Annotated in this window: 25 protein-coding genes and 2 riboswitches; of the genes, 21 read left to right on the top strand and 4 right to left on the bottom strand. The window is 29.9% G+C overall.

Translation table 11 applies throughout. The features are described 5' to 3' along the window. The first annotated feature begins 50 nt into the window (after nucleotides 1-50). From EK368_RS12750 to tsaD, 10 genes are all read left to right on the top strand, one after another. Nucleotides 51-494, top strand: coding sequence for a hypothetical protein (locus EK368_RS12750; protein ID WP_129600289.1), 444 nt, complete (start codon nucleotides 51-53; stop codon nucleotides 492-494). Nucleotides 495-564: 70 nt separating this feature from the next. Continuing rightward, nucleotides 565-682, top strand: a riboswitch (FMN riboswitch). A gap of 75 nt (nucleotides 683-757) precedes the next feature. Beyond that, complete coding sequence (locus EK368_RS12745; RefSeq protein WP_243109421.1) at nucleotides 758-1,381, top strand: ECF transporter S component; 624 nt, start codon at nucleotides 758-760, stop codon at nucleotides 1,379-1,381. 103 nt (nucleotides 1,382-1,484) lie between these two features. Then, nucleotides 1,485-1,940: a tRNA (adenosine(37)-N6)-threonylcarbamoyltransferase complex ATPase subunit type 1 TsaE gene (tsaE, locus tag EK368_RS12740; RefSeq protein ID WP_129600287.1), complete on the top strand. Its 456-nt coding sequence runs from the start codon at nucleotides 1,485-1,487 to the stop codon at nucleotides 1,938-1,940. Next, the gene (gene tsaB, locus EK368_RS12735; RefSeq protein ID WP_129600285.1) at nucleotides 1,937-2,659 is read left to right on the top strand and encodes a tRNA (adenosine(37)-N6)-threonylcarbamoyltransferase complex dimerization subunit type 1 TsaB; all 723 of its coding nucleotides are present in this window, start codon (nucleotides 1,937-1,939) and stop codon (nucleotides 2,657-2,659) included. Before tsaE ends, tsaB begins: the two co-directional genes overlap by 4 nt. Then, nucleotides 2,640-3,086 (top strand): ribosomal protein S18-alanine N-acetyltransferase, encoded by a 447-nt coding sequence (gene rimI / locus EK368_RS12730; protein WP_129600283.1) that lies wholly within the window; start codon nucleotides 2,640-2,642, stop codon nucleotides 3,084-3,086. Before tsaB ends, rimI begins: the two co-directional genes overlap by 20 nt. Before the next feature lie 493 nt (nucleotides 3,087-3,579). Beyond that, entirely contained in the window at nucleotides 3,580-4,818 is a 1,239-nt protein-coding gene (locus EK368_RS12725) for an efflux RND transporter periplasmic adaptor subunit (protein WP_165000449.1), read from the top strand. Between the two features lies 1 nt (nucleotide 4,819). Continuing rightward, a complete protein-coding gene (locus EK368_RS12720; protein WP_129600279.1) occupies nucleotides 4,820-5,533 on the top strand; it encodes an ABC transporter ATP-binding protein in 714 nt (237 codons plus the stop codon). Continuing rightward, nucleotides 5,530-6,744, top strand: a complete 1,215-nt coding sequence (locus EK368_RS12715) for an ABC transporter permease (RefSeq protein WP_129600277.1) — start codon at nucleotides 5,530-5,532, stop codon at nucleotides 6,742-6,744. Before EK368_RS12720 ends, EK368_RS12715 begins: the two co-directional genes overlap by 4 nt. A gap of 93 nt (nucleotides 6,745-6,837) precedes the next feature. Further along, nucleotides 6,838-7,032 carry a hypothetical protein gene (locus EK368_RS12710; RefSeq protein ID WP_129600275.1) on the top strand — a complete coding sequence of 65 codons (195 nt, stop codon included), beginning with the start codon at nucleotides 6,838-6,840 and terminating at the stop codon, nucleotides 7,030-7,032. 227 nt (nucleotides 7,033-7,259) lie between these two features. Next, nucleotides 7,260-8,294, top strand: a complete 1,035-nt coding sequence (gene tsaD, locus EK368_RS12705) for a tRNA (adenosine(37)-N6)-threonylcarbamoyltransferase complex transferase subunit TsaD (RefSeq protein WP_129600322.1) — start codon at nucleotides 7,260-7,262, stop codon at nucleotides 8,292-8,294. Nucleotides 8,295-8,529: 235 nt separating this feature from the next. Here tsaD and acpP read toward each other — a convergent pair whose 3' ends face one another. Beyond that, nucleotides 8,530-8,760: an acyl carrier protein gene (gene acpP / locus EK368_RS12700; protein ID WP_129600274.1), complete on the bottom strand. Its 231-nt coding sequence runs from the start codon at nucleotides 8,758-8,760 to the stop codon at nucleotides 8,530-8,532. A 152-nt stretch (nucleotides 8,761-8,912) separates the two neighbouring features. Next, complete coding sequence (locus tag EK368_RS12695) at nucleotides 8,913-10,820, bottom strand: ABC-F family ATP-binding cassette domain-containing protein (protein ID WP_129600272.1); 1,908 nt, start codon at nucleotides 10,818-10,820, stop codon at nucleotides 8,913-8,915. 193 nt (nucleotides 10,821-11,013) lie between these two features. On the opposite strand from EK368_RS12695, the gene EK368_RS12690 reads away from it, so the two are divergent. The 5 genes from EK368_RS12690 (at nucleotide 11,014) to EK368_RS12670 (ending at nucleotide 15,759) form a co-directional block, all read left to right on the top strand. Further along, nucleotides 11,014-11,652, top strand: a complete 639-nt coding sequence (locus EK368_RS12690) for a redox-sensing transcriptional repressor Rex (RefSeq protein ID WP_129600271.1) — start codon at nucleotides 11,014-11,016, stop codon at nucleotides 11,650-11,652. Between the two features lie 471 nt (nucleotides 11,653-12,123). After that, nucleotides 12,124-13,263, top strand: a complete 1,140-nt coding sequence (locus tag EK368_RS12685) for an acyl-CoA dehydrogenase (RefSeq protein ID WP_165000448.1) — start codon at nucleotides 12,124-12,126, stop codon at nucleotides 13,261-13,263. Between the two features lie 46 nt (nucleotides 13,264-13,309). Next, a complete protein-coding gene (gene etfB / locus EK368_RS12680) occupies nucleotides 13,310-14,098 on the top strand; it encodes an electron transfer flavoprotein subunit beta (RefSeq protein ID WP_129600268.1) in 789 nt (262 codons plus the stop codon). Between the two features lie 30 nt (nucleotides 14,099-14,128). After that, complete coding sequence (locus EK368_RS12675; protein ID WP_129600267.1) at nucleotides 14,129-15,178, top strand: electron transfer flavoprotein subunit alpha/FixB family protein; 1,050 nt, start codon at nucleotides 14,129-14,131, stop codon at nucleotides 15,176-15,178. Nucleotides 15,179-15,294: 116 nt separating this feature from the next. Then, nucleotides 15,295-15,759, top strand: a complete 465-nt coding sequence (locus EK368_RS12670) for a MarR family winged helix-turn-helix transcriptional regulator (RefSeq protein ID WP_129600265.1) — start codon at nucleotides 15,295-15,297, stop codon at nucleotides 15,757-15,759. Nucleotides 15,760-15,788: 29 nt separating this feature from the next. Here EK368_RS12670 and EK368_RS12665 read toward each other — a convergent pair whose 3' ends face one another. Further along, nucleotides 15,789-15,959: a DUF362 domain-containing protein gene (locus EK368_RS12665; protein ID WP_129600264.1), complete on the bottom strand. Its 171-nt coding sequence runs from the start codon at nucleotides 15,957-15,959 to the stop codon at nucleotides 15,789-15,791. Between the two features lie 171 nt (nucleotides 15,960-16,130). Between EK368_RS12665 and EK368_RS12660 the strand changes: the two genes are divergently transcribed. From EK368_RS12660 to EK368_RS12650, 3 genes are all read left to right on the top strand, one after another. Continuing rightward, nucleotides 16,131-16,964, top strand: coding sequence for an Asp23/Gls24 family envelope stress response protein (locus EK368_RS12660; protein WP_129600262.1), 834 nt, complete (start codon nucleotides 16,131-16,133; stop codon nucleotides 16,962-16,964). A 243-nt stretch (nucleotides 16,965-17,207) separates the two neighbouring features. Further along, nucleotides 17,208-18,569, top strand: a complete 1,362-nt coding sequence (gdhA, locus tag EK368_RS12655; RefSeq protein ID WP_129600261.1) for an NADP-specific glutamate dehydrogenase — start codon at nucleotides 17,208-17,210, stop codon at nucleotides 18,567-18,569. Nucleotides 18,570-18,671: 102 nt separating this feature from the next. After that, nucleotides 18,672-20,408: a CAP and S-layer homology domain-containing protein gene (locus tag EK368_RS12650; protein ID WP_129600259.1), complete on the top strand. Its 1,737-nt coding sequence runs from the start codon at nucleotides 18,672-18,674 to the stop codon at nucleotides 20,406-20,408. Between the two features lie 10 nt (nucleotides 20,409-20,418). On the opposite strand, the gene cobT is transcribed toward EK368_RS12650, so the two are convergent. Continuing rightward, nucleotides 20,419-21,447, bottom strand: a complete 1,029-nt coding sequence (gene cobT, locus EK368_RS12645) for a nicotinate-nucleotide--dimethylbenzimidazole phosphoribosyltransferase (RefSeq protein ID WP_129600258.1) — start codon at nucleotides 21,445-21,447, stop codon at nucleotides 20,419-20,421. A gap of 104 nt (nucleotides 21,448-21,551) precedes the next feature. Further along, a riboswitch (cobalamin riboswitch) is annotated at nucleotides 21,552-21,725 on the bottom strand. Nucleotides 21,726-21,858: 133 nt separating this feature from the next. Between cobT and EK368_RS12640 the strand changes: the two genes are divergently transcribed. From EK368_RS12640 to EK368_RS12630, 3 genes are all read left to right on the top strand, one after another. Next, nucleotides 21,859-22,734, top strand: a complete 876-nt coding sequence (locus EK368_RS12640; RefSeq protein ID WP_129600257.1) for a DNA-3-methyladenine glycosylase family protein — start codon at nucleotides 21,859-21,861, stop codon at nucleotides 22,732-22,734. A gap of 41 nt (nucleotides 22,735-22,775) precedes the next feature. Then, the gene (locus EK368_RS12635; RefSeq protein ID WP_129600255.1) at nucleotides 22,776-23,447 is read left to right on the top strand and encodes a Crp/Fnr family transcriptional regulator; all 672 of its coding nucleotides are present in this window, start codon (nucleotides 22,776-22,778) and stop codon (nucleotides 23,445-23,447) included. A gap of 135 nt (nucleotides 23,448-23,582) precedes the next feature. Continuing rightward, nucleotides 23,583-24,926 carry a M20 family metallopeptidase gene (locus EK368_RS12630; protein ID WP_129600254.1) on the top strand — a complete coding sequence of 448 codons (1,344 nt, stop codon included), beginning with the start codon at nucleotides 23,583-23,585 and terminating at the stop codon, nucleotides 24,924-24,926. Nucleotides 24,927-24,932: the final 6 nt, after the last annotated feature.

The raw sequence follows: 24,932 nt of genomic DNA, 5'->3' as shown, positions 1-24,932 counted from the left end.
ATTTGTATGATTTTTTTAAAAGCAAAAGTAAATGTAAAGGAGGGTGATCTATGTATAATATGCCTATAAGTGTAGTGATTTTTGGTTCATTTCCAGAAGCAGTACTTATGTTATGGGCAGGGCTTTTATTGATGGGAGAAAGACCAAATGTGAAAAAAGTTGTAGTGGTAGGTATAATACAGGCAATTACTTGTTATTTTATTAAACAATATATGGATTTTGGGATATGTACAATTGTTTACATGATGACTTTTATTTTATATACTCATTGGATCATAAAGGTGAAATGGAGGATTTGCATTTTTGCTATATTAATTTCTAGTACAATCGTTGTGTTGCTAGAAGGGTCTTTGCTTATTTTTATGAATATCAATCCAACTTATTTATATTTTGTAGCATGGAAAAATATTTTGTTATTATTGCCTCATGAAATAGTATTTATGATTATTATTTATTTAGCTCATAAAAAAAATACTTCTTTAGTAAGTGAGTAAGCAAACTCCATAAGTATTGAAAAATAAAATGAATTCATGTATAATAAATATAGAATAAAATAAAATTATATGTAATCTTCAGGGCAGGGTGAAATTCCCGACCGGCGGTATAGTCCGCGAGTGGCGAAAGCTACTGAACTGGTGAGATTCCAGTACCGACAGTAAAGTCTGGATGGAAGAAGATGGATTGATTTGTGTGTTAATTTTGCCTGAAGATTATTCTTCGGGCTTTTTTGTGTACAAAATAAGAAGGAGGTTTTTATATGAATAGAACATCTGCTGTACAAAAAGGTTTTTTTGGATTTGAAGAAATGAAGACAGCTCGTGGATTAGTAAAAATTTCAATACTATCTGTTTTGGCTTACTTAATCATGTTTTTTGAAATGCCAATATTATTTTTCCCAGGCTTTTTAAAAATAGATGCAAGTGATTTACCAGCTCTTTTAGGAAGCTTTGCATTAGGGCCTGCAGCAGGAATTATGATCCAGCTTTTAAAAAATTTACTGCACTTAATGAACACGACTACAGGAGGAGTAGGAGAGCTTGCAAATTTTTTAATTGGTATTGCAATGATTATACCCGCTGGTATCGTTTATAGAAAAAATAAAACAAAGATGGGTGCAATGATTGGATTAATTTTAGGAACAATATGTATGTCAATAATAGGAGGAGTAACAAACTATTATATATTGCTACCTTTTTATGGGAAAGTAATGCCATTAGATCAAATTATTGCCTTTAGTGCTTCGGCTAATGGTGCAATCAAAGATGTAGATACATTAGTTTTTTATGGTATCATACCATTTAATATTGTTAAAGGAATGTTGTTATCTATTCTTACAATATCATTATATAAAAAGCTTTCTCCTATTTTAAAAGAAAGATAGGGCAAGGGAAACCTTGCTCTTTTTTATTTTTTTTGAGAAAATATATAAATGTAGTAGTATTTAGGGTAAAATACACTTAAGTAGATAAGATAGAGGTGCAAAAATGAAAATAATAAGTAATAGTGAACAAAAGACGTATGATTTAGGATATAATTTAGGTGAATTTTTACAAAAGGGTGATGTAGTTTGTTTAACAGGAGATTTAGGAGCAGGAAAAACTACTTTATCAAAAGCAATTGCAAAGGGTTTAGGAGTAGAGGAATGCGTAACGAGTCCAACCTTTACTATTATTCATGAATATGAAGGAAGAGTACCTTTGTATCATTTTGATGTATATAGAATTGGAGAAATAGATGAAATGGAAGATTTAGGATATGAAGAATACTTTTATGGAGAAGGAGTTTGTTTGGTGGAATGGGCATCTCAAATTGAAGAAATTATTCCAAAAGAACATTTATGGATTCAAATTACAAAAATAGACGATAGTACAAGAGAAATAGAAATAACAGGAAGTAGCAATCATTTTGATAATATCCTAGAGGAGTTGAAAGCATTATGAAAATTTTAAGCTTTGATACATCATCTATGGTAGCGACCATTGCTCTTATAGAAGATGAAAAATTAATAGGTGAATATATTATTAATCATAAAAGAACTCATTCTCAAAAGCTTATGCCTATGATTGATGAACTCTTAAAAAGCTGTGAAGTCAAAATAGAAGAGATTGATAAAATTGCAGTAGCAAAAGGACCAGGTTCTTTTACAGGAATAAGGATAGGAATAGCCACTGCAAAGGGGCTTGCTCATGCTCTTGATATTCCAGTAGTTGGAATTTCTACATTAGATGGACTTGCCTTTAATCTGTACAATAGCAATGGTTTGATTTGCCCTATATTAGATGCAAGAAGAAGTCAAGTCTATACAGCTATATATAAGTGGGATAATCTAAATTTAAATAGAATCGAGGAGCCTATAGCAGTCTCTATACAAAAGCTATGTGAAATCCTTTTAAAAAGACCAGAGCCTGTAATTTTTTTAGGAGATGGAGTACAAAGCAATAAAGAATATCTTTTAGAGGTATTAAAAGAAAGAGCTATATTTGCTCCAAATAGTCACAATATCACAAAAGCATCTTCTATTGGACAACTTGCTATGAAAAGCTCAGAAGATGAAAATTTTTATGAGTTGGTTCCTACTTATCTGAGAAAATCTGAAGCTGAAAGACAATATGAGGAGAAACAAAAAAGGTGTGAAGAAAATGAACAATGTAAGTGTTAGGTTCATGGAAGAAAAAGATGTAGAGGAAGTATTTGAAGTAGAAAGAAAGTGTTTTACAACGCCTTGGTCTAAAGAATCATTTTTACAAGAGATCAAAAACGAATTGGCTATTTATGTAGTTATAGAAAACAAAGAAAAGATCATAGGCTATGGTGGAATGTGGAAGATTGTAGATGAAGGACATATTACCAATATAGCTATAGATCCTATATATAGAAAAAAAGGGTATGGAGACAAAATTGTAAAAGCATTGATTCAAGTAGCAAAAGAAGAAAAAATAAATAGTATGACATTAGAAGTAAGAGATTCTAATGAGGCTGCTAAGAGTCTTTATGAAAAAAATGGTTTTTATTCATGCGGAGTAAGACAAAAATATTATGAAGATAATGGAGAGGATGCAGTGATTATGTGGGCAGAATTTAAATAAATTCTGCCCACATTTATGTTTTTGTTAAAAGTTTGAGAATAGACTCATAGTCCATTTTAGCTTGTAGACAAAGTCATAAAAAACGTCACTAAATTTTCAAATTTGGAAAATATATAGAAACGATCGAAAATAGCATTACAAACTTGCTATGCTCAAACAGTGTAATGCTAAGCATTTTCTCACTTATTCTATATTTTCACAAATTCTCAATAATTGTTCCTCATTTTTATGACTTTGCTAAAATATAGTTTGTCTTCAGTCTGGAATGGACTCATAGTCCATTTTTAAAATTTTTATACAATGATTGGAATTTATAGGATTGACATAAAAATTAGAAAGTGGTAATCTAATACTGTATCGATGTACTAGTTAGAGCATTACAAAAAGTACAATTAAACATACAAAATATTGATTGTATTTTTGAAAAATTTGCTGTATTATAAGGGAAAATATACACAATACATTTTATATGTATATGGAAGGGGCTTTAGGTATGACGAAAAAGAAAAAAATAATTTTCATTACACTCGGAATATTAATTTTAATAGGTATTGTAGGAACAACTATTGCAATGAAAAATAGAAAACCTAGTGCAATGATGGTTCAAACTACTTCTGTAAAAAAAGAAAATATAGAATCCCATATTCAAGCTACAGGAAAAATATTTTCTATGGACAAAAGAGAGATCGTTTCTGATGTGGAAGAAAAAATAGAAAAGATGTTTGTCAAAAAAGGAGATAAAGTACAAAAAGATCAGGTATTGATGAAATTAGAAGAAACTAATATTCAATATAAAATCAAAGATGCAAAATTAAGACTATCTATGGAAGAAGAAAATTTAAAGCAACTCAAAAAAGAAGGCAATACGGAGCTTGAAATTAGTTTGTCTAATTCAAAAATAAAATATGAAGATGCTAAAACTACATATGAAAGAAATAAAAATTTGTATGAAGGTAGTGTAATTAGCAAAGCAGATTTTGAAAAATCTCAAAATGATATGAATCAATTTTATAATGATTATCTTTTAGCAAAGGAAAATTTAAAAAATTCTAACCATGAAAATCAAATTGTTACACAAACACAAAAAGTAGAATTGGCAAAACTAGAAGTTCAAAAATTAGAAGAAGATTTAAAGAAGCATACGATTAAAAGTCCTATTACAGGTACTATTGTAGATACAAATATTTCAGAAAGTGGAATTATAGAATCTCATGTAACGTTGATGTCCATTCAAGATGTAGATCATCTAGAGGTCATAGTAGATATGAATGAATATGATGCAAGTAAAATAAAACTAGGAGATCCTGTAAAAATTACAGGAGATGCATTTGAGAAAAAAGAATATAAAGGAAAAGTAAAATATATAGGATCTATGGCAAAACAAATGGATGGCGGTCAAGGAAAAGAAGGAGTCATAGAAATAAAAATAGATATTGAGAATATTGATCAATTTTTGAAACCAGGTTTTTCTGCAAAAGTAGATATTTTAACTCAAAAGAAAAATAATGTATTAACTGTTCCTTATGAAGCTATATTTACTAGAAAAAATGGAGATAAAATTATATTTACTGTGAAAGATGGAAAAGTAAAAGAACATAAAGTAAAAATTGGTATAGAAAGTGATTTTTGTGTAGAAATTATAGGAGACATAAAAAAGAATGACGAAGTGATCTTAAATCCAACAGAAGATTTAAAAGATAAAGACCAAGTCATGTCAAATAAGGTGATGTAATATGATTAAAATAGAAAATTTGAAAAAAACATATAAAAATGGGAGCATTAGTGTAGATGCTTTGAAAAATATTTGTCTAGAAGTAAAAGCTAAAGAATTTGTATCCATTATGGGGCCTTCAGGATCTGGAAAATCAACACTTATGAATATACTCGGGTGTTTAGATAAACCAACGGAGGGAATTTATGAATTAGATGGGCAAAGTGTTTCAGGAATGGATGAAAATGAACTTGCTATGATTCGAAATAAAAAAATAGGTTTTGTTTTTCAATCATTTAATTTGCTACCTCGTATTAGTTCTTTAAAAAATGTAGAGCTTCCTATGATTTATGCTGGGATTCCTCCAAAGGAAAGAAGAGAGAGGGCTATTAAAGCTTTAGAAAGAGTAGGACTAAAAGAGAGAATAGATCATAAGTCTAATGAGCTTTCTGGAGGCCAAAGACAAAGAGTTGCGATTGCTAGAGCACTTGTTAATGATCCTTCTGTAATTTTTGCTGATGAACCTACAGGAAATTTAGATACAAAATCAGGAAATGAAGTTATGAGTATTTTTCAACAGCTCAATGAAGAAGGAGCAACTATTGTAATGGTTACTCATGAGCCAGATATTGCACAGCATACAAAAAGAGTAATTGTATGTAGAGATGGACAAATTATAGAAGATCGACCTGTTTGTGATCAAATTATTCTTTATAAACAGGGGGAGATTATATGAATATACTTGAAAGCATACAAGTGGCAATAGGTGCTATTTTTGTAAATAAAATGCGCTCACTCCTTACTATGCTAGGAATTATTATAGGAATATCATCTGTTATTACTGTAGTAGCATTAGGAGAAGGAAGTCAGAAGGTAATTGATAAAGAATTTGAGCAATTTGGTGCAGGACGTGCTTTTTTGATGGTCAATTGGAGAGAACAATATACCATGAAAGATTTACTTACCCATGATGATCTAGAAGCGTTGAAAAAAACTTTTGGAAATGATTTAGAAGCTATTATTCCAAATGTATCAGAAAGAGGAAAAATTAAATCTAAAAATGAAAAAATAGATGTAAATCTAACAGGTGGAGATGAAAACTATATAAAAATAGAAAAAGTAAATATGATTCAAGGTAGATATTTAATGGAGACAGATGTAAAGGGAAGAAGAGCAGTAGCTGTTGTAGATAAGGAAATGGCACTAGAGGTGTTTGGAAGAACGAATGTATTAGGAGATAGTATTCATATACAAATGGGAGATAGTACTATATCTTTTGTGATTATTGGTATTTATGAAAGGCCAAAGAGCACGCTTCAAAATATGGGAGGAAAAACTCTTGGAAATATTTTTGTACCCTTTACAACATTAGAAAAAATAATGGGAATGGGAGAACAAATTTGGGATGTTCAAATGAGTCTAAGAAAAGGAATAGATACAAATTTTATTACAGAGAAAATGATTCGTTTGATTGAAACAAGACATAATAATGAAGGAGAAAACAAATATATTATTCAAACAGCAGAAGGTGAAATGGAATCGATTAATAAAATTACTGGAATTGTAACGGCGGTTGTTGGAGCGATTGCAGCTATTTCTCTTTTGGTTGGAGGAATTGGAGTTATGAATATTATGCTTGTCTCTGTTACAGAAAGAACTAGAGAGATTGGAATTAGAAAAGCAATAGGAGCAAAGAGAAAAGATATTTTGCTACAATTCTTAGTAGAATCTGTAATTGTATCAGGAATAGGAGGAGTTATAGGAACAATCATTGGAGTGGGAATGGCATTTGTTGTTTCAAGTTTTATAAATATGCCTCCGAGTGTATCTATAAAAACAATTTCTATTGCTTGGATTTTCTCAGCAGGAGTAGGTATTTTCTTTGGTATTTATCCTGCAAATAAAGCATCTAAATTAGATCCTATTGATGCATTACGTTATGAATAATATTTGTAAATACTCTCTTTTGTATATTTTTTTTAAAATCTACAAATAATAAAAATAACCTTAAAGAATCTAAAGGTTCAAAGGAGGGTTTTTATGGCAAGTAAAGAACAACTTCAATTAGTAGCTCATAATTGTAGCCAGTATGATTCTAAAAGTGGAAATTCATTTACTTCTGCTGTAGAAAGTTCAATAAGTTGTGAAACATGTAAGCATTTTACAAAGAATCACAAATGTGATATTCATTTAGTAGATCCAATTCTATCAAGAATTAACAATGATGAGTGTTAAAAGAATAAAAAAAGTAAAAAGCCTAAAGATCTGTAAAAGATCTTTAGGCCTTTTGTTTTAAGACAAACACAAAAAAGCACCTATATTGCATATATAAAGAATAAGATAAAAAAGGAGATGAAAGAAAAAATTATTTGCAAAGGAAATAGACAAACTTTGCTATTTGGAGTGGTGTTGGATATAATATATACGATAAACAAAAGATAAGGAAGGTGCGTATTTTGAGTATAAAATCTCCTAAAAACAAAGAATATTATTTAACTCTTTCTATAGAGACAAGTTGTGATGAAACATCTGCTGCAGTTTTAAAAAATGGAAGAGAAGTTTTATCAAATATAGTTTCTACACAAATAGATATACATAAGAAATTTGGAGGGGTAGTTCCTGAAGTTGCTTCAAGAAAACATGTAGAGAATATTGATATCGTTATTGAAGAAGCGTTAAGTGGTGCAAAAATAAATTTAAAAGAAATAGATCATATAGGTGTTACCTATGGACCAGGACTAGTGGGTGCTCTTTTAGTAGGAATATCTAGTGCAAAAGCTATGGCCTATGCACTAGATATTCCATTAGTAGGTGTTAATCATATTGAAGGACATATCTGTGCAAACTATATAGAAGATAAAAATTTAAAACCTCCTTTTTTATGCTTAGTAGTATCTGGAGGACATACTCATCTTGTTCATGTAAAAGATTATGGAATTTATGATATTTTGGGACAAACTAGAGACGATGCAGTTGGAGAAGCATTTGATAAAGTAGCAAGAGCTTTAGGGCTTTCATATCCTGGAGGACCTGTCATTGATATGCTTTCAAAGAAAGGAAATAAAGCAGCTATTCATTTTCCAAGAATTTATTTAGATGAAGGAAGCTTGGATTTTAGTTTTAGTGGATTAAAATCTTCTGTTTTAAATTATTTAAATAGTCAAAGACAAAAGGAGCTACCTATAAAAGTGGAAGATGTAGCAGCTTCTTTTCAGGAAGCTGTGATAAAAGTTTTAGTAGATAAGACCATAAAAGCCGCAAAGCAAACAAAGGTAGATACTATTGTATTAGCAGGAGGAGTAGCTGCAAATAGTGGACTTAGAGAAGCACTTTTACAAGAGACCAAAAAAGAAAAATTTCATTTTAAATATCCCTCTTTAAAGCTTTGTACAGATAATGCAGCTATGATTGGTTGTGCTGCTTTTTATAATTATCAACAAGGAAAAATTTCAGATCTATATTTAAATGCAGTTCCAAATTTGAAATTAGGGAAATAGTAATCAAAGTGAGTAGATTGAAATTATTCAGAACATTTTGTGGATAAAATTGTGGATAATGTGGACAATAGTAAGAATTCTTTGAAATATATAAAAAAAACAATAAGAATTGTGGATAAATTTGTGAAAATTGTGGAAAAACTGTGTGTATATCTGGGTATAATTTTTATTTTCTATGTATATTTTCTGTGGATAGGATAGACAAAAGAAAAAACAAGCAGTTTGGATTTCCAAACTACTTGTTTTCTCCTACATAAGTTACAATATCTCCGATGTTTTTGAAACCTTCTGCATCTTCATCAGGAATTTCTAAATCAAATTCATCTTCGATAGCCATGATGATTTCTACTGCATCTAAAGAATCTGCTTCTAGATCTCCCATAAGAGAAGTTTCTAAAGTTATTTCTACATCATCATCTAATCCTAATTGATCAATAATAATCTCTTTTATTTTGTTAAATACCATATGTATACCTCCTAAATAAATATTCTTAGCCATCTATGTGGCTTTTTAACGTGATTATTTTACCACATCTAAATAGAAAATACTACAATAAATCTTACTTTCTATAGTTTAGCATATAAAAAAATTTTTATTCTAAATTTTAAACTCATTCTTTATTCTAAATAGTATTCCCACTTTTCATAAAGTATTTCTAATTCTTTTTTTAGATCGCTTGTTTTTTCATGAATTTTTTTACTTTCTTCTGGATTTGTATAGATTTCTTCTTTGCACATCTGAATTTCTAATTGTTTGATTTCTTCTTCTATGAAAAGAATATTCGCTTCTAATGATTCTTGTTCTTTTTTGATTTTTTTTTCTTCTTTTTGTTTTTCTTTCTCTTTTTTCTTTTCATCTTTTAATTGTGTTTTTGTTTTTTGATATTCTTTTTCTTGGTTATATTCTATGGATTCGTTTTTCTTTTCATGATAATATTCATAATTTCCTAGATATTCTTCTACTCCATCTGATGAAAGGACTAAAATTTTTGTAGCTACTTGATTTAAAAAATAACGATCATGAGAAATGATAAGTAAAGTCCCATCATAAGAGATGAGTGCTTCTTCTAAAGCTTCTTTAGATGCAATATCTAGGTGGTTGGTAGGTTCATCGATCAGTAAGAAATTTGCTTTTGAAAGCATAAGTTTTAAGAGTGATACTCTACTTTTTTCTCCTCCGCTTAATGTAGAAATTTCTTTAAATACATCTTCTCCTTGAAAAAGAAAAGAACCTAAAATTGTTCTGATTTGAGTTTGTGTAAAAGAAGTATTTTCTTCCCAGATTTCATCAATAATTTTATTAGAAATATTTAAGTCAGATTGTTCTTGATCAAAATAACCTATGTAAACATTATGACCTAATTTAATGAGACCTTCTTCGTAAGAGATCTTTTCTAGTAACATCTTAAATAAAGTAGATTTTCCAATTCCATTAGGACCAATTAAAGCCACTCTTTCACCTCGATAGATGGAGAAGGTGACATTTTTAAACAATTGATTTTGATCAAAGGATTTTGACAAATTTTCAACAAATAAAACATCTTCTCCGCTTTTGATTTGAGTTTCAAAATGAATTTTTGCTTTTTCTTCTAAATATATAGGTTTTTCTAATAAAGAGACATGATCTAGCCTTTTTTCTCTACTTTTTGCTCTTTTGGCTAGTTTTTCAGTACCATGTTGTTTGAACCTCCTTATTATTTCTTCTTGTTTTTGAATTTCTTTTTGCTGTGATAAATAAGCTTTTTTTTGTTGTTCATAATTTTCCTTTTTTCTTTTTACATAAAAGCTATAATTTCCAGTGTAAGGGGTAAGATTCCTATTTTCAATTTCATATATTTTCTCAACAACTTGATCTAGAAAATAACGATCATGAGAAATAAGGATAATACTTCCTTTATAAGATTTTAAAAAAGCTTCAAGCCACTCAATAGCATCCATATCTAAATGGTTTGTTGGCTCATCTAAAAGTAAAATATTGGGTTTTTTAAGAAGAAGTTTTGCAAGAGCTACTCTTGTTTTTTGTCCGCCACTTAAGTGATGAATAGGCATTTCAAATTCATCTTCTAAAAAACCAAGACCTTTTAATACTCCACGTATCTCACTTTTGTATCCATATCCATTTTTATTTTGAAATTCTTCTGATTTATGAGCATATAAATCCATTAATTTGTTTAAACTTTCAGAAGAAGTACTTTCTTTGCTAATTTGTATTTCTAAATTTCTTAATTCTTCTTCCATGTCAATGAGATGATGAAATACTTTTACAACTTCTTCAAAAATAGTATGAGAAGAATCAAAAGTACTGTTTTGCTCAAGATAACCTAAAGTTATATTTTTAGAAAGATAAAGTTCACCTTTGTCATAAGGATAAATTCCAGTAATAATTTTAAAAAGTGTAGATTTTCCAGCTCCATTTGAACCTACAAGTCCAATTTTATCTCCAGAACTTATGGTAAATGATATATTTTCTAATATAGATTCTATTCCAAAAGATTTATAAATTTCATTACAAGATAAAACAATCATAAGCTTCCTCCTTCATTAAATCTTTACCATTCTATTGTATCAAAAAAGAATAAAATATAAAATAAAAAGAGATTTTAAAGGGTAGATAGAGTCGATATATGAGAGAAAAACAAGGGTTTGCATAGATTGACATATTAATAACACAGTGATATAATTTTTTAACAAAATAATATATAGATAAGGGAGGATCCATATGCAAAAAGGAAACACAAAAATATCAATGGCGGTGATTAGAAGACTCCCTAAATATAGAAGATACTTATCAGAATTATTAGAAAAAAATATTCATCGAATTTCTTCTAGGGAGCTTAGTAAAATTATTGGGTTTACTGCTTCTCAAATTAGGCAGGATCTTAATAATTTTGGAGGCTTTGGGCAACAAGGATATGGATATAATGTAGCTGCTCTTTATGAAGAAATTGGGAAAATACTAGGATTAGATACAATATATAAAACCATCATTATAGGAGCAGGAAATTTAGGACAGGCAATTGCTAACTATACAAATTTTGGAAAATCTGGATTTGTTCCTATGGCAATGTTTGATATCAATCCTAAATTAATAGGCTTAAAAATTAGAGATATTGAGATTATGGATTCAGATGAAATGGAACAGTACATAAAGGATCAAGATATTGATATTGGAATTATTTGTACAAATAAGGAACAAGCACAAGATGTAGCACAGAGATTAGTAAAGAGTAATATAAAAGGAATTTGGAACTTTGCACCTACAGATTTAGATGTACCAGAGAATATTATGTTAGAAAATGTACATTTAAGTGAAAGTTTATATACCTTATCTTTTTTATTAAAGCATAGAGATGAATAGTGATTTTGTATAGAAATAAATTGTAAAAATTGTATCAAAAAATGAACAGTGTATAAGAAATAAGACGAATTGATATGGAATTAACAATGGGAACTAGTATATTTAATAAAAAATAAGAAGGATATGTACAATTTTACGTACATACCCTTTTTATTTTTTGCTGTAAAAACAGGACACTATCCAAATTAATCTATTTAAAGGGAAAATGTGTATAAAATATCCAATGAAATAATAAATTATCAATATTGCAAAAATTTTAAAAATGTTATAAACTTGTAAATGGACATAGGGTATATGTTTATATTGCTAAGGTATATGCAATATTTTTCAAAAATAATATAAAAATTGAAAAATAAAGTAATACATAAAATTGATAATTGTTATTGAAATATTGGCATGTTTTGTGCTAATATAGTAATGGTGTTGTGAAAAAAATATCAATTTTTTAAATATAAAGAGGAGGGAATTAATGTGAATTTTCAATTAACCAAAGAACAAGAAATGGTTAGAAAGATGGTTAGAAGCTTTGCTGAAACTGAAGTACAACCTTTAGCAGCAGAAGTAGATGAAACAGAAAGATTTCCATGGGAAACAGTTGAAAAAATGGCTAGATATAGCATGTTAGGAACTTTCGTTCCAAAACAATATGGTGGAGCAGGAGCTGACGAAGTTGCTTATGCAATTACTGTAGAAGAGCTTTCAAGAGCTTGTGGTACAACAGGAGTTATTTGTTCAGCACACAGTTCATTATGTGCATGGCCAATTATGAAATATGGTACAGAAGAACAAAAACAAAAATATTTAGTTCCTCTTGCAAAAGGAGAAAAATTAGGAGCATTTGGTTTAACTGAGCCAAACGCAGGTACTGATGCAGCAGGACAACAAACTACAGCAGAGTTAGATGGAGATGAGTGGATTCTTAATGGATCAAAAATCTTTATCACAAATGGTGGAACAGCTGAAACTTATGTAGTTATGGCTATGACTGATGCTTCAAAAGGAACTAAAGGAATTAGTGCATTTATCGTAGAAAAAGGAACTCCAGGATTTAGCATTGGTAAAAAAGAAGACAAATTAGGAATCAGAGGATCTGCTACTACAGAATTAATTTTTGAAAACTGCAGAATCCCTAAAGAAAATCTTCTTGGAAAAGAAGGACAAGGATTCAAAGTTGCCATGACAACTCTTGATGGAGGAAGAATTGGTATCGCATCACAAGCTCTAGGAATTGCACAAGGAGCAATGGATGAAACAATTAAATATACAAAAGAAAGACAACAATTTGGTAAGCCACTTGCTAAATTCCAAGCATTACAATTTGAAATGGCTGATATGGAAACTAGAATCCAAGCAGCTAGACATTTAGTATATAATGCAGCATTTAGAAAATCTCAAGGATTACCTTATGCAAAAGAAGCTGCTATGGCAAAATTATTTGCAGCAGAAACTGCTATGTATGTAACAACTAAAGCTGTTCAATTACATGGTGGATATGGATATACTAGAGAATATCCAGTTGAAAGAATGATGAGAGATGCAAAAATCACTGAAATCTATGAAGGTACTTCAGAAGTACAAAAAATGGTTATTGCAGCTAGTATATTAAGATAATAAGCTCGGAAAAAAGCTATCTAGGTAAAATAAAGGAGGAGAAAACATGAAGGTAATTGTTTGCGTAAAACAAGTTCCTGATACAAATGAGGTTAAAATAGATCCTGTAAAAGGAACTCTTATTCGTGATGGTGTTCCAAGTATTTTAAATCCAGATGATGCAAATGCATTAGAGGAAGCATTAGCATTAAAAGACAAACAAGAAGGTGTTCATGTAACAGTAATTACAATGGGACCACCTCAAGCAGATGAAATGTTAAGAGAATGTCTAGCTATGGGTGCAGATGAAGCAATTTTATTAACAGATAGAGCTTTTGCTGGTGGGGACACATGGGCAACATCTAATGCATTAGCAGCAGCTATTAGACAAATGGGTGAATATGATATCATATTTGCTGGTAGACAAGCTATTGATGGAGATACAGCTCAAGTAGGACCACAAATTGGAGAAAGGCTTGGAATCCCACAAGTAACTTATGTACAAAACTTTGAAGTAAAAGGTAACGAAGTTTGTGTACAAAGACAATTAGAAGATGGATATGAAGTAATCAAAGTAAAAACTCCAGTATTATTAACTGCAATCAAAGAATTAAATAAACCAAGATATATGTCTGTACAAGGAATCTATGATGCTTTTAGAGAAAAAGAAGTAAAAGTTTGGAACTTTGATGTATTAGGAATTGAAAAAGAAGAAGTAGGACTTAAAGCATCTCCAACAAAAGTATATCGTTCATTTGTTCCACAACCAAAAGGAAAAGGAACAATGCTTGATGGTTCAGTAAAAGATATGACTGAAAAATTAGTAGTAGCTTTAAAAGAAAAACATATTATCTAGTGATATAATATAGAAACGGGAGGGAATACTATGCCAATAGTAAAAGATACTTCTGCATACAAAAATGTATGGGTATTTGTAGAACAAAGAGAAGGCAAAATTATGCCTGTAGCTATAGAACTTCTTGGAGAAGGTAGAAAATTAGCTGATCAAACAGGATCACAGCTTTGTGCAATCATTTTAGGAAAAGGGATTGAAGGATTAACTCAAGAGTTAATTTCTTATGGCGCAGAAAAAGTATATGTTGCAGAACATGATTTATTAGACAAATTCACAACTGATGGATATACAAAAGTAATTAGTGATGCAATCAATGAAGTAAAACCTGAAATCGTTTTAGTTGGAGCTACACATATCGGAAGAGACTTAGCTCCAAGAATTGCTGCTAGAGTAGATACTGGACTTACAGCTGACTGTACAAAATTAGCTATTGATGAAGAAGACAAAAAAATTCTTCAAACTCGTCCTGCTTTTGGTGGAAATATCATGGCTACGATCGTTTGTCCAAACCATAGACCACAAATGTCTACAGTAAGACCTGGAGTTATGGACAAAGCAATTAAAGACGAATCTAGAAAAGGCGAAGTTATTAAACTAGATGTAAAATTAGACCAAGCTGATGTTCGTACAGAAGTTGTTGAAATAGTAAAAACAACTAAAGAATTAGTATCTTTAACAGATGCTGATGTAATCGTAGCTGGTGGACGTGGACTTGGAAAAGCAGAAGGTTTTGAAATGCTTAAACAATTAGCTGACAAATTAGGTGGAGTAGTTGGTGCATCTCGTGCAACAGTAGATGCTGGATGGATCGATCATTCTCACCAAGTAGGTCAAACAGGAACAACTGTTAAACCACAATTATACATTGCTTGCGGTATTTCAGGCGCAATCCAACATTTAGCAGGTATGCAAGAGTCTGATATCATCATTGCAATTAATAAAAATTCAAATGCTCCAATCTTTGATGTTGCAGATTACGGTATTGTAGGAGATATATATGATGTAGTTCCTGCATTAATCGATGCATTAGATAGAGCAGATGATTTAGCAGCAGCATTAAAAGAAGTAGCAGGAAAATAATATTTTTTAATAACATTTACGGGCAACTGATCTTTAGGACAGTTGACCCGTTTTTTTATTGTAATAAATGATCAACGATGATATAATAGCAACAGACTAAAAATTAGGTGATAGAAATGGCAAATTATTATCCACAAATCAATAAAATGATTGATAAACTCATGCATCAAGTATTAATTTACGATAGAAAAGGATTTAAAATAGGAAGTAAATTAGAAAATCTATCTCTATTAGATATTCATACTTTAAGAAAGATAGAAGAAAAAGAGGATACCAAAATTTATGAGTTAGTAGAAGAGTTAGAGATTGATCGGGGTATTATTTCTTCTGTTATTAAAAAATTAATACAAAATGGTTATATTGTAAAAGAAAAAAGCAAAGAGGATAAAAGAGTATATATATTAAAGCTTACAACAGAAGGAAAAGAAATGTGTACAAAGACTATGGAAATTCAAAAAAAATTACTAGGCTTTGTATTAGAAGATATGAGTTTGAATGAAGAAAAAGCAATTCTTAAATTTTTAAGTAAAATCAATCAAACTACATTATTAAAAGATAAAAAAAATAATAATACCCTATAGTATAGGGCATTATTATTTATGTAAGCTTACTAAGCTTGAACTGGTGCGTCTACTGGACAAACATTAGCACAAGCACCACAATCGATACATGCTGATTCATCGATTACATATTGTCCATCTCCAGAGCTGATTGCACTTACTGGACATTCAGGTTCACAAGCACCACAACTAATACAAGCATCTTTAATTACAAAAGCCATAATAAAATCCTCCTCTAAGTTTCAATTTTATTTGATATTTTTATATAATTTCTTAAGATGTTTATATTTTAACAAAAGAAAAATAATTGAACAATAAAAAAATAAAAAAATCTATTAAAAAACAAAAATATATAATGATAATCATTCTAAATTTAAAAAAGGAGAAGGAATATGAATGTAGTGGCTTTAGTAGGAGCAAGTGGAACAGGAAAAAGCTATAGAGCAATTGGAGTAGCTTCTGAAAAAAAAATTGATTATATTATAGATGATGGGCTTTTAATTAAGAAAAATAAAATCATTGCAGGAAAATCAGCTAAAAGGCAAAATACTTCTATCGCAGCAGTAAAGACAGCTCTTTTTAGCCATGATGATCATAGACAAGAAGTAATAGATACCATAAAAAATGAAAAACCAAAAGGAATTTTAATTCTAGGAACCTCTAAAAGAATGGTGGAAAAAATAGCGAATCATCTAAAGCTTAATTCTATTGATGAGTATGTATATATAGAAGAAATTTCTACAGAACAAGAAAGAAAAATAGCAAAAAAACAAAGACATGAACTAGGAAAACATGTTATTCCAGTACCAACTTTTGAAATCAAAAAAGATTTTTCAGGATATTTTATAGATCCTTTAAAGATTTTAAGAAAGAGAGAAAATCATTCTATGCAGATATCTGAAAAATCTATAGTAAGACCCACTTATAGCTATATGGGTAAATATACAATATCTGATAAAGTCATTTTTGATTTGATACAATATGGTGTGAAAGAAATAAAAGAAGTTTATAAAGTATTGGCTATTGATATAAAAAACTATCCAAATGGTATAGTTATTCATGTAGATATATGCGCGATATATGGAACCACTCTTGGCAAATTGGCCTTAAAAATTCAAGAACAAGTAAAAAAAGAAGTAGAATATATGACAGCTTTAAATATTATTAGTATAAACGTATTTATAAAAAAAATAATAGTGGACTCAAAAATGAAGAAGAATATATAAAAGTTATATTTAGAAAGAATAAAAAAATAAGAATCTGTTCTGAATTTTATCAATTCCAAACATTCAGAAAAAACGACTGCTTATGAGGTATATTTACAATAATATATGAGTATGTTATAATCACCTTAACGTGATGGAAAAGAGGAATTATTTAGAAAAGTTAAAAGAGAATAAAAGTTATTTTGTTCTACATATTCTTCTGATTAAGTACATCATATATTTATTTTTAAGGAGGTCTTTAATATGTCAAATCAAAATGCTCAAAATTATATTAATGAGGTAATTGAGAAAGTAAAAAAGACAGATGCTGATCAACCTGAATTTATTCAAGCGGTGGAAGAAGTACTTCCTACTTTAGCACCAGTTATGGAGAAACATCCAGAATACATAAAAGCAAACATTTTAGAAAGATTTGTTGAACCAGAAAGACAAATTGTATTTAGAGTGCCATGGGTGGACGATAATGGAAATGTACAAGTAAATCGTGGATTTAGAGTCCAATTTAATGGAGCAATAGGACCTTACAAAGGAGGATTAAGATTACATCCTTCTGTATATCTTGGAATTATTAAGTTTTTAGGATTTGAACAAGTTCTTAAAAATTCACTAACAGGTCTTCCAATTGGTGGAGGAAAAGGTGGTTCAGATTTCGATCCAAGAGGAAAATCTGATGGAGAAATTAGAAACTTCTGTGAAAGCTTTATGACAGAATTGTATAGACATATTGGACCAGATGTAGACGTTCCTGCAGGAGACATTGGTGTTGGAGCAAGAGAAATTGGATATTTATATGGACACTACAGAAGAATTAGAGGAGCATTTGAAAACGGTGTCATTACAGGAAAAGGAAGATCTTATGGTGGAAGTATCATTAGACCAGAAGCAACAGGATTTGGTGTAACTTACTTCTGTAATGAAATCTTAAAGCATGAAGGAGACACATTCGACGGGAAAACAGTTGCAATATCAGGATTTGGAAATGTTGCTTGGGGAATTTGCCAAAAGGTTGCTGAGTTAGGTGGTAAAGTTGTAACACTTTCTGGTCCAGATGGATATATATATGATGCAGATGGAGTAGTAACTGAAGAAAAAATCAATTATCTACTAGAAATGCGTACATCAGGAAGAGATAAAGTACAAGATTATGCAGATAAATTTGGAGTACAGTTTTTCCCAGGAGAAAAACCATGGAATGTAAAAGTTGATATCATCATTCCTGCTGCAACACAAAATGATATTCATATTGAACATGCAAAACAAATTGTTGCAAATGGTATTAAATATGTTTGTGAAGCAGCAAACATGCCTACTACAAACGAAGCTATAAAATATTTAATGGACAATAAAGTATTAGTAGGACCATCAAAAGCTGCAAATGCTGGTGGAGTTGCAGTATCAGCTCTTGAAATGAGCCAAAATAGTATGAGATATTCTTGGACAGCAGAAGAAGTAGATGCAAAACTTCATCAAATTATGGTTAGCATCCATGACAATGCTATGAATGCTGCTGAAGAATATGGATTTGGATACAACTTAGTTGCAGGTGCAAATATTGCTGGATTCCTTAAAGTTGTAGACGCTATGTATGCACAAGGAATTTACTAAAAATAAAAAACCCCCTAATTTAGGGGTTTTTTTATTACAATTTAAAGACAATTGATATAATTTATGGAATTTATATTACAATATAGATAAGGAGGGATAATTGTGAAAAATAAAATTTATTTTATAATTTGTATACTTCTTATCTGTATAGGAGTCAAGGGATCTATAAGCTATGGACAAGATACAATAGGATATTTTCCTCCACAGCCTAAAGATATAAATGTGTTAGTAATGAGGCCGAATATTAGTATGCAGTTGATTGTAAATGATCATAAAGTACAAGAAATAGATATGAAGCTCAATGGAAAAAAAGTGGATGCTAAATATGATCAAAACAACCAAATTGTATTTTATCAATCAGATAAAAATTTAACTCCAGGATTTTATAAAGTAGATCTTCGTATTGTGATAGAAGGATTTAAACCTATTGTTCAAAGTTGGCAGTTTGCAATCGATAAAAATGCAGTCAAAGAATTACAGGAATCCTCTGATGAACAAAAAAGAGTCATAAATTATTTAAATCGATATAGAAAATTTTTAAAATTACCAGAATTTCAAGTAAGTGATGATTTAAATGCTTCAGCTATGGCACACTCTAACTACATGTCTATCAATAAAAAATTGACTCATAATGAATTTAATAACGATAAAGGTTTTACAGGAATAGAACCATATAAAAGAGCAGGAGCTTTTGGATATATGGGAAGCTATATAGGAGAAAATATAGCTTTCGGACAAAAAAATTATCAAGAGGCTATTGATGGTCTGATAGATGCTCCTTATCATAGATTAAGCTTTATTCATCCAGATTTTATTCATCTAGGGTATGGAAGAAAAGATACATATTATACCTTTAATTTTGGAGGAAAGAAAAAATGTGAAGATGTAATAAAGGTATATCCTATGGAAGAGCAAAAGTATGTAGATTTATCATGGAGTGATGAAGAAATACCAAATCCTTTAAGAATACATAGTAAAAAAGGAAAGGTAGGGTATCCTATATCTTTATCTTATTTTGGAAAAAATAATATTAAAGATATAATTATTGAAAAAGCTACTCTTAAAAATAAAAACAATAATTTAGTAGAAATTTATTTAAATACTCCACAAAATGATGATAAACTTTCTGATAGTATATTGATCATTCCAACTAAATCTTTAGAAAAAAACGGAAAATATCATGTACATGTAAAAGGTAAAATAATATTTCAAGATGGTAAAAGTAAGGAGATTGAAAAAAAATGGAGTTTCCAAACAGTAGGAGAAGAAAAAGATAAAAATAGTTGGATGAGATATTTTATGTATTATGATATAGAAAATCATTGGGCAAAAGATTTTATTATAGAACTTGGAGAAAAAGAGATTGTATCTCCGAAAAAAAACAAACTATATAAGCCAGATGATTTTATAACAAGAGGAGAATTTGCTGAGTTTATTGTGAATGCTTTAGAAATTTCTATAAAGCCGTATAAAGGCATTTTTAAAGATGTGAGAAAAAATACTCAAAAAAATTCATATATTGAAGCAGCTTTTCACAATGGAATTATTAAGGGCATGGGAGATGGAGCATTTCATCCAAATGATTTTATTACAAGAGAAGAAATGGCAGTGATGATTGTAAAAGCTTATGAAAATAAAAACAAAAATATACAGACCAAAAGGTCTTCCTTTGTATTTAAAGACGAAAAAAAGATCAGTGCTTGGGCACGTAAATATGTAAGAACAGCTTATGAATTAGGGATTATTAAAGGAAAAGATAAAAAAGAGTTTGCTCCACAAGATTTTGCATCAAGAGCAGAAGGAGCAGTTATGATTAAAAAATTATTAGAAGTACTTTAACACGAAATAGCTACGATCTAGTAGCCATTTCGTGTATCATAAATGTGGAAGCTTCTATAAAGTTAAAGGCAAGAATTGCTCCAGAACCTTCTCCGAGACGAAGTCCCATATCAAACATAGGAGTAAGTCCTAAAAGTTCTATAGCTTTTTTACCACCTTTTTCAGCTGTATAATGAGAAGGTATTAAAAAGTCTTTTACTTTAGGTTCTATCGTAATAGCTAAAAGGGCAGCAGCCATTGCGATAAATCCATCTACTACTACAGGAACTCTATAAGAAGCAGCTCCTAAAAATACTCCTGCCATACCTCCAATTTCAAAACCTCCTACCTTGGATAAAATATCAATTCCATCTTTAGGATTAGGATTATTGATATGGATAGCTCTTCGAATGACATCTGCTTTATGAGATAATTTTTCGACAGGAAGACCTGCACCTACTCCTACAATATCTAAAGGGTCTATGTTTCCAATGACAGAAAGAATAGCGGTACTTGGGGTTGTATTTGCAATACCCATTTCTCCTGGAGCTAATAGGTTTTTTCCTTTTTTTATTTGTTGTTGTGTAATTTCTATTCCAATCTCTAGACACTTAATAGCTTCTGCTCTTGTCATAGCAGAACCTTTTGCCATGTTGTTTGTCCCATATCTTATTTTTCTTTGAATGACATCTGGATCCAAAATATCTTCAGCAACTCCTATATCTACTACGATTACATCTGCTCTTGCTTGTTTTGCTAAAGCACATACACCTGTTACTCCTTTTGCAAAGTTTGGTGTTTGAAGGGCAGTAATACTTTGTGGATCTGGTGCTACACCTTCTTCATAGACACCATGATCTGCTGCCATGACAATAACACCCTTTTGATCTACCTTTGGAAAAGGATTTTTTGTAATACCTGCTAAGTGTATGGCGATTTCTTCGAGTCTTCCAAGACTTCCAAGGGGTTTTAAAAGATTATCGATATATTTTTTTGATTTTTCCATAGAGATTCTATCTAATGTACCAATTTGAGAAATTGTTTCGTTTAGTAATTTCATAGGAACTCCTCCTTTGTAATATGTTTTTGATTTTATAGTATAATTAAAAAAGTCCATGGTTTGCTGACATATTAAGCAAACCATGAACTTTTCCATCATTCATGAAGTATCAGCAGTTATAGGCAGGTCTCCTGGCTTTGCATCATCATTTGACAAACCTTCCCAGAAATATCCAGTGGTATATTTTATCAAATTCTGCTTTACAGTGGTGGGACCGCTGAAGAATTGAACTTCATTCCCTATTCTCCCAAATGGGCACCTATAACCTTATATAGTTGATTTAATTATAAAGTAAATTTTATATTTTTTCAATGTTTACACAAGATATTATAGAAGGATTTGACACTTATAAAAGGAATAAATAAATATGAAAAAGAAAATATAAGGAGCTTACAAGGAGGAGAAAGACGATTGTATAAAATTACACAATCTGATGAAAAGATCATTATAAAAGGAATCAAAGATTTTGATCCTATCCATACATTTGAGTGTGGACAATGTTTTAGGTGGAATAAAGAAGAGGATGGAAGTTATACAGGAGTAGTAAAAGGAAAAATCTTAAATGTTAAAAAAGATGGAGAATATATTATTTTTGATAAAACTACGAAGGATGATTTTATAAATTTATGGATGGATTATTTTGATTTAAAAAGAGATTATAATCTCATAAAAGAAAAATTATCTAAAGATTCTATTTTAAAAGAAGCAATTCAGTATGGAGAAGGTATTAGAATTTTAAATCAAGATGAATGGGAGACGACAATATCTTTTATTATTTCTTCTAATAGGGGAATTCCTATCATTAAAAAATCTATTGAAGCATTATGCAAAAAATATGGAACATATATTGGAGCATATAAAGGAAAGCGGTATTATGATTTTCCAAGTTCAAAACAACTATTTAAATGCTCAGAGGAAGAAATCAAAGAAAGCTATACAGGATATAGAGCCAAATATATTGTAAATACTACTTGTATGATAGAAAAGAATCAAGTAGATCTTTATGATCTGAAAAAATTATTTACCTATGATGCAAGAAGTGAATTGTTAAAATTAAGTGGTGTAGGGCCTAAGGTAGCAGATTGTATACTGCTTTTTTCTATGGAAAAATATGATGCCTTTCCAATAGATGTCTGGGTAAAAAGAGTGATGGAATATTTCTATATTCATGAGGAGACTTCTCTTAAAAAAGTACAATTATTTTCACAAGAAAAATTTAAAGATCTAGCAGGATTTGCTCAACAATATCTTTTCTATTATGCAAGAGAATTAGGAATAGGAAAATAAAGAAAAAATATATTAGGTTTATAGAATAAAGGGGAATTATTATGTATGAAAAAATATTTGATCAAGATATAGAAAAGAAGATGGGTAATTTTTTTGTTCAAGATCTAGCTCGATATGGTAAAATTGAAACTTTCAAAAAAGGAGAATTGATCAATCCAAATCATCCTGACAATATATATATTATTGTTAAGGGAGAAGTTAATCAAGTGATGTATTCTAAAAAAGGTGATGAAATTATTTTTTATAGGATGACAGAGGGAAGTATATTTGGAGAAATAGATTTTTTTGATCAAAATAGAACTTTTGTAGTTATAAAAGCTGTAACAGATGGGATATTATCTGTAGTCAATAGAGAAATTGTAGAGAATAAAATAAAAGAGAATCCTGAAATCTATCATTATTTTTTAAGTAGTATTATAAGAAAATACAGAATTGTGACGGTGGAATTAGCAAACTTTCAATTTAATGATTCTCTGGGAAAATTAGCTGATTTTTTTATTAGACTATATTGTACAGAAAGTATTAATTCAAAAAATAATATAAGTATTGTACTGACTCATGAGGAAATTGCTAATAGAATAGGACTTAATAGAATTACGGTTACAAATGGAATCAAGGTATTTAAGTATAAAGGATTTATAGAAATAAAAGATAGAAAAATTATTATAAAAGATATAGAAGGACTTAAAACACTTACCAATATACCTATATAAAAATCAGGAGAAGCTCCTGGTTTTTTTGTATGTAAATGAATTTAAAAAATGTAATCTAGACTACAGAAAAAAAAACTATTTTTATGTAAAATTTTGATAATACCAAAAAATAAATAATTAACAGGAGGATAAATCATGAATGAAGTAAATGAAAAGATTCAAATCAGTTTTGATGAATTTGTAAGTGATCTTAAAGCTTTAATTAAAATACCAAGTGTATATGAAGAAGATGAAAGTTCTTATCCATTTGGGGAAAATATTGATAAAGCTTTAAAAAAAATGTTAGAGATAGCTGAAAAATTAGGATTTAAAACCTTCTATGATTCTAAAGGCTACTATGGATATGCTGATTATGGAGAAGGAAGTGAAATGATTGGGGTGTTAGGACATTTGGATGTAGTTCCACCAGGGGATTTAAAAAAATGGAATACAAACCCTTTTGATCCTGTTATAAAAGATGGTAAATTATTTGGTAGAGGAACTCAAGATGATAAAGGGCCTACTTTGGGAGCTATGTATGCATTAAAAGCTATTATTGACAGTGGGTTTGCAGTAAATAAAAAAATTAGATTTATATATGGGACTGATGAAGAAAATCTTTGGAGAGGAATTCATGAGTATAATAAAAAAGAACAGATTCCTGATTATGGATTTACTCCAGATGCAGATTTTCCGTTGATTTATGCTGAAAAAGGACTGTTACAATTAGATTTAATTGCAAAGAATGAAACAGATATAAGAATTAAAACAGGAGATGGATACAACCTAGTACCTTCACAAGCAGTTTATGAAGGAAGAGATTTAGATAAACTTATAAAAGCATTGAAAAAGCTAAATTATGAGTACGAAAAAGAAAATGATAAAATTGTAGTTATGGGAAAAAGCGCACATGCTAAAGACTCTGAAAAAGGAATCAATGCAATTTGTAGGCTTTTAATTGCAATGAATGAAATTGGAATGAATTCAAAATGCATTCGTTTCATTGTAGAAAATATTTTAGAGGATGCATTAGCTACTTCTATATTTGGAGAATGTAAAGATGAAGTATCAGGTAGTTTAAAATTTAATATAGGACAAATACATATGAATGAAAATGAAGAAATTTTACATATAGATATAAGAATACCAGTAACAGTAGATAAAGATTTTGTAGTTAATAAATTAAATGAAGTAATAAAACAGTATGGTTTTGAAATGAGAGAACATGATTATTTAAGATCTATCTATACAAGTTTAGATTCAAAGCTTGTAAAGACATTGATGGAGGCTTATGTAGAAGTGACAAAGGATGACAAAAGTGTACCTATATCAACAGGAGGTGCAACTTATGCAAGAGCTATGGACAACTGCGTAGCTTTTGGGGCAGCTTTTCCATATACAGAGGAAACAGAGCATCAGCCTAATGAATATATATGCTTAGAAGAAATGAAAAAAGCAATAGAAATTTATTCATGTGCTTTATTAAAATTATTAAAATAAAGGAGA

Source organism: Anaerophilus nitritigenes, from assembly GCF_004138215.1.
Lineage (GTDB): Bacteria > Bacillota > Clostridia > Peptostreptococcales > Thermotaleaceae > Anaerophilus > Anaerophilus nitritogenes.
Note: the sequence above shows the minus strand (reverse complement) of the source record. Positions and strands in the feature narration are given on the sequence as shown.